The following is a 7,124-nucleotide window of genomic DNA, read 5'->3' on the forward strand; positions in this document are numbered from 1 at the left end:
TTTACGCAATTACCAAAAGTTTGACAGCACACTTAAAAATTTTGAAAAATTTGCACAAAGTGACAGGGTGCGCCTGCATGATAATTTTCGAACGCAGGCCTTTGTTTATATTTACAGCGCAAAAATAAATCAGCATAATATGCTGGGCACTTTTAAACAGGGGCTTTTGTTGGTACCGTACATTTTAGAGAAGATAAAAGAGTATGAATTATTTATTGATGAACACCGTATAATGGTGATTAATTATAAAATTGCCAGTATGTATTTTGGCAGCGGGGATTATGGCACCTGCATTGATTACCTGCAAAAAATTATTAACGAAAACACAGAGGTAAGGAGTGATTTACAAAGTTACAGCCGCCTTATGCACCTGATGGCGCATTACGAATTAAAGAATTACGAACTGATGGAATACCTCACCAAATCGGTGTACCGTTTTATGGCTAAGAAAGAAAACCTTACTGTGGTGGAAGAGGAGATGTTCAAGTTTTTGCGTAAATCATTTAATGTAAGCCGTAATAAAATGCAGCAGGAGCTGGAGCATTTCTTAGATAAAATTAAAGGCCTGGAAAAAAACCGTTTTGAAACAAGGGCATTTGCATATCTTGATATCATTTCGTGGGTGGAAAGCAAAGTGTACCACAAAACAATGAGTGAAATTTTGCAGGAAAAATATCTGCTGAGTAAAAAAAGAGTTTATAAATAAAATACTTTTCAAGGCGCCCCTTTTTGATCAGTTTAGACTCATTTTTTATTAATAATACCGGGTTAGTTGGGTGCAGCTTTACATTCTCCTGACCTTACTTTTTAATTTAGTATGAGAATAGCTTATAATTCAATATCTTTATCAAAATAAATCCTAAGTTGATTTAATAAAAGTCCATTCTTATAATTAATACCACCTACCTTTTTTTAGACTTAAGTAAAGTTACCTCTGTACAATTAATTACAGTATTCTAAAATTAAATTTCTATGTTAAGCCCTGCTTGATTCCAAGATCAGGCCTTCATTAAACCTTAAAATTTAATTTATGCAACAGCTGTGTAAGCACATTAGCGGTTATTCCCTTTTACTTTTATTTATAATAACTTTTTGTTTTGGTTTCACCGTCTGTTCCAATGCTCAGGTGCAAACCAATATTTCTGACTATATAGTTTTTGGAGGTACCAGTGGGGTTTTACCCGGGCATACTCCACCATCGGCTCCAGGTTATGGTGTTCAACTAGGTTCCTCATCAAACTTGCAAGGCGGAAGTGTAGGTAGTTTTCAACTGGTTAAATCAACCGGTAATTTAACTATCAATGCTAACATATACAGCGGCGGAAAAGTAGATTTGGCAAACAGTAATACTATTTCCGGTAAAATAACAGCGGCTAATGCATATGCTGGTTCCGGCAATATTTTATCAGCAGGTTCTAATATAAATATTGGTAACAATGTTGATGTAAACGGAAATATTTTAATTAGTGGAGGAGTTGTAACAGGAAGGGTTACACATCCTGTTGGCACAACTTATACGGGCCCTTTTCCAGGAGGTGGAAATGTTACAGGTACACCTGTTTTACCTGTTTTACCCCAAATGCCGGCAGTAACAAATTTTCCTGCTGCCGGTGCAGCGGGTATCACCGCAACTCAAAGTATTTCACCCGGTGCTTACGCAAATGTAAACCTTAGCGGCAATAAAACGTTGACACTCTCCGGTACCGGCGTGTATGTATTTAATGCAATAAAAAATTCAGGCACTACTAATAATTTTGTTTTTGATTTTAAAAATGATAATACCGGTTCCATCAAAATATATGTTTATGGCGATGTAGACCTCAACAAAGTAAAAGCAAGTATTATAAATGGTGGCAGTGCATCAAAAATTTATTTAGAAACTCATGGTAATGGTGCCACATCTGCTAATGGCAGCACTGCATGGAATATTGCAAATGGCTCATCCGGCAATGGCTCTAAATGGTTAGGTTCGGTATGGGCACCTTACGCAGCTATAAATGTGGGTTCTGGTACAGGTGCAACTGATATTACTGGTGCGCTATGGAGTGCAACACAGGTTAATATACAAAGTGGCGTACTGGTTTATTTTGCGCCTTTTATTTTTTCTACTCCTCCAAATGTAAATGCAGGCCCGGATAAGCCGTTAGATTTTATCAATCAAACCACACTTAACGGTACATCTTCTACCAACGGGGCTGCCTTTAGCTGGCAGGCATTAAATGGTGGCGTAATAACTTCCAATGTAAATGCTGCATCTATTACTGTATCTGCAGCGGGTACTTATGTGCTTACTGTTACTGCAAATAATTCTGCGGCAACAGACACTGCAACTGTTACCGGTAAAGTAAATACTATTATCGGGTCCGAACTGCAGTCAGTTATAGATAATTTTAATCCTGCAAATCCGCCTTCGCCCTTTTTCATTATTCAACACGATAGTATTGTAATCGACGTAATTACTAAAGAAGGTAAATATGCTGATGTACTTGCTTTACTAACAACACCTGCTTATGGTTTAACAAATGTAGTAAGTAATGGTGCCAGTAATTTTATCATTACCGGGTTATTTCCTATTAATAAACTTAGTTTACTTAATGCTCTGTCTTCTTTAATTGTGTACTGCAGGCCTTATTACCAGGGCGTAAATAATAGTGGTATTATTAATAGTGCAGGCGATTCTTCTGTAAATGCATTCTTGGTAAGAAAAGGTTACAGCCTTAATGGAGAAGGAATAAAAATTGGTGTTATCTCCGATAGTTATAATACTATCACTGCGGCCACAACCAATCCTGTAACCAATACTGCTGCCCAGGATGTTACTAACGGCGATCTTCCGGGAGTAGGAAATCCTGATGGTGATAATCTTCCGGTACAGGTTATAAAAGATTATCCTTTCAGGCGTTCAGATGAAGGAAGGGCAATGCTGCAGATCATTCATGATGTGGCACCAAAGTCAGAACTTTTTTTTAGAACCGGATTTATAAGTGCAGGAGATTTTGCAGTGGGCATAGATGAATTAAAACAGGCAGGTTGTAAAATAATTGTAGATGATGTTACTTTTATAACAGAGCCATTTTTAAAAGACGGCGTAGTGGCAAATGCAGTAAATAATGTTGTGGCAGGCGGAACTACTTATTTTTCTGCTGCAGGAAATTTTGCCTCTAAATCTTACGAGAATGTTTACAGCCCGGTGGCTGCACCAACTGGTTTAACGGGCACTGCCCATAATTTTGGCGGTGGCGACAGGTTTCAAAGTGTAAACCTTAGCCCGGGTAATTACACCATTGTGCTGCAATGGGCAGACGATATTTATTCCCTCGGTCAAACTGCACTGGGCGGTACCAAAAACGATTTGGACATTTATTTAACTCCCAATACAGATGGCTCCGCACTTTTTGGGTTTAACAGAAATAATATAAATGGCGATCCAATAGAAGTAATACCGTTTACGGTAACAACGGCAACAACTACAAATATATTGGTGGTCAACACCACCACTGGTACTAATCCTGTACGCTTTAAATACATTGTGTTCAGGGGAGATATTACCTTTAATGAATTTGCTACCGGTACATCAACACTTATCGGCCAGGCAAACGCAATTGGCGCTATTGCCGTGGGTGCTGCACGCTACGATAAAGCACCGCCATATCCCGGCCCTTTAAACATAGAATCTTTTTCTTCAACCGGTGGAACTTTTGTAAATAATATACAGCGAAACAAACCAGAACTGGTGGGCCCCGATGGGGTTAACACTACGGTAAATATGGGAGTGGATTATGATAATAATTCGTATTCAAACTTCTTTGGTACATCTGCTGCTGCTCCGCATGCTGCTGCTGTAGCCGCTTTACTCATGCAGGGTAAAAATAAATTCTCTAACCAAAGCGTAACCTCTCCGCAGGAAATAAGAACAATTTTGCAAACTACTGCAACGGATATGAATACACCCGGATTTGATTTTACCTCGGGTTATGGATTTATAAATGCCGATGCGGCTATGCGTACATTTGCAAAACCAGAACCTGCATTAATTCAATTGGTAGTTCCTGCCGGCATAACACCCGGCCCGTTGCCATTTACATTAACTGTTACGGGATTAAATTTTAGCCCGGGTTCTGTTATCATGTTCAGAGATTCAGCTTTAGGCACCACCATTATCAATTCAAATACGGCATCAGCAGCAGTGCCGGCATTTATTGGCGACCCTGTGATAAGCGTTTATACCCCACCGCTAAGCAGCAGCGGGCTTGATGGCGGTACCAGTGACAGCCTTAAATTTTTTGGGGTTATTAAAAAGAATATTACAGTTACGGCAGATAATAAAACAAAAAAATATGCACAGCAACTTCCGGCACTTACTGCATCAGTGGCAGTAGACGGTGTGCCATTGCAAAATACTACCCTAACCTTGCAGGCAGTTGGTTTAGAAAATATAAATTTTGCAACACTGGCATCAGCAACCAGCAATGTAGGTACTTATATTATTACTCCTTCAAGAATTTTTAATCCGGCAAACCCTGCAGATGTTGGTCTTTTAGAATTGTATAATTATTCTTTTAGTCAGGGCAGTTTTACCATTGAAAAATTACCGGTAACCATTACAGCAAATGATGCTACAGTTACCTATGGCGAAAAAATACCTGACATTCAATTCGATTACCATTTTGATGGCACTGGTATCCCGGATTCTGTTGCATTTTTAAACAGCATCACCGCAGCGCATCAAAACAGGTTGGCAAAAGATATTTCGGGAAGGGATATTTTAGGGTTAGTAAACGGGCAGGCAGTTACCATTGTAAACCGGCAGGCTATACCTATAGTAAACGGCCAGGCGGTAACGATAGTAAATGGCCAGGCGGTAACGATAGTGAACGGACAGGCAATACCCATTGTAAACAGCCAGGCAATAACAATTGTTAATGGCCAGGCCATACCTATCGTTAATAATCTTACAGCACCACAGATCTCCGGTATTAGTTTTTCGGTAAGCACACAATCGCTGCAAAATTTCAGAAAAATTTATAACCAGGAATTGATAAATGGGGTGTATGTTACCGATTCAACCAATGTGGTAGATATTACACAGGAATCTATTTTAGATTATAATATCAATTCCGCACAAACTTATATGCTCAGTTCTTTATCGCAGATAAGTCCTAAGGGCCTGATAGATATAGAATCTTTTGCAAACGGTCAGGCAATTACCATTGTTAACAGTCAGGCGGTAACTATCGTAAACGGCCAGGCAGTAACTATTGTAAACGGCCAGGCAGTAACTATTGTAAATGGTCAGGCAGTAACTATCGTAAATGGTCAGGCCATTCCGATTGTTAACAATCAAAATAAAACAGCAGTAATAATTGATTCCAGCGAAATAGGGCAGTTACAAAATCAATTAAAATCACTCAATACTATTACCGGCCTTAGTGTTGGCAACCAATTTTTAATACCAGGTTCTTTGGTTAACGATAATTTATTGTTGACACATTTGGCAGGGGTAATAACCATTCTTCCTGCAACGGTTGTAATAACGCCAACGGCTGGCCAGAGTAAAGTATTTGGTACAAACGACCCTGTGTTTACTTATACTAATAATGCAAACTTACAAGCGGTTGGTTTTACTGGCGCAATCGGCAGGGCACCCGGAAATAATGTGGGTGCTTATACTTACACATTGGGAAATTTATCAGCTGGTACAAATTATAATTTGGTGTTGTCTTCCAACGCACCCGTATCAACTTTTACCATTACACCAAAGGTTGTTACTATTATACCTAACGCCGGTCAAAGTAAAATTTATGGCGATGCTGATCCTGTTTTCACTTTTACCAACAACGGATCATTAACCAATTTTACTGGTGCATTAAATCGTGTTGCCGGAAATAATGTGGGTAATTATGCATATGCTTTAAATAATCTTTCTGCCGGCATTAATTATACTTTAACGCTTGATGCAACCAACAAGTTTGCAATTACTGCAGCAGCGCTGAATGTGAAAGCTGATCTTAAAGTAATTTTTAAAGGTGATCCTTTACCGGCTTTTACGAGTACTATTACCGGATTAAAAAATGGCGACAACCCTGGCGTTAATTATACACTAACGCCTGTTTATTCCGGCGAAGCAGGTGTATACACCATTGTACCACTATTACAGCCCTTTGCAAATATTTTAAATTATACCACAACTTATATCAATGGTCAATTGTATGTAAATCCAAAAGGAAACGGCGCTAAAAAATTGCGGCCGGCATTAGATTGCGTAGTAGAGATTGTAAATCCTGCACCGGGGCAGTTCCGTTATATTGCACGTTTTGTATGTATTAATGATAATGCAACTCCGGTGTATGTTCCGATAGGGGTAGATAATTTACTCAGTTCAAATGGCGGTTCCTTTAACGGGTCTGCACAACCGGTACTATTCAATCCCGGCCAAACCAATTTTGAAGTGCCTTTTGATGGTATAAGTTTATCGTGGGTAGTAAGAACATATGAATCCAACCACAAAACTGCAACAGCATCCAACGCCAGTTCCGGTTCGGGCAGGTGCAGCAATATTACCGTACCAGTTATTACCCTGGCTAACCCGGTTACACCAGCCGAAGTTGGCACTGCTGCTGCCGCACCAAAAGCAACAGAACAAAAAATAATAACAGGTGCAATAGAAAAAAATGCAGTAAAAATTTACCCTAACCCGGTAAAAAATAAGGCAACTATTTATTTTACAAACCAAATAGTAAATAGCAAGGAGCTGATATTAGTGGATGCTTTAGGAAGAACCTGCCCGCTAAATATTATCGGGCATATCACAAAACAAACCGCAGTTATTGATTTAAGTGGCCTGGCAATGGGTATTTATTTTATAAAATTTAAAACGGCAGATGGATACCGCACCATTTTATTAGTAAAAGAATAGTTACAAACAAGGGCACATAGCTTAAAAATAAATTTGAAAACTGATGGTCACATTTTTTATGTATAAAATAATCTGTAATGAACTATAAGAAAATATTTTTTTGCAGTTTACTGGTGGGCAGTTATTTAATGACGGTATCACAAAAAACAACCCTTTTTGACGAAAGTGTAAACGATACAGCTACTGTAAACAGGCTTATCCAGCAAAG

At 38.9% G+C, this 7,124-nt stretch carries 1 protein-coding gene and 1 pseudogene; both read left to right on the forward strand.

Annotated elements, in window-relative coordinates; genetic code table 11:
• A pseudogene (locus ACY65O_RS15255) lies at positions 1-706 on the forward strand (hypothetical protein); the annotation flags it as partial.
• A 324-nt stretch (positions 707-1,030) separates the two neighbouring features.
• Entirely contained in the window at positions 1,031-6,916 is a 5,886-nt protein-coding gene (locus ACY65O_RS15260) for an MBG domain-containing protein (RefSeq protein WP_462221722.1), read from the forward strand.
• Positions 6,917-7,124 lie beyond the last annotated feature (208 nt).

The sequence above is a fragment of the Ferruginibacter sp. genome, assembly GCF_031430955.1.
Taxonomy (GTDB): Bacteria; Bacteroidota; Bacteroidia; order Chitinophagales; family Chitinophagaceae; genus Ferruginibacter.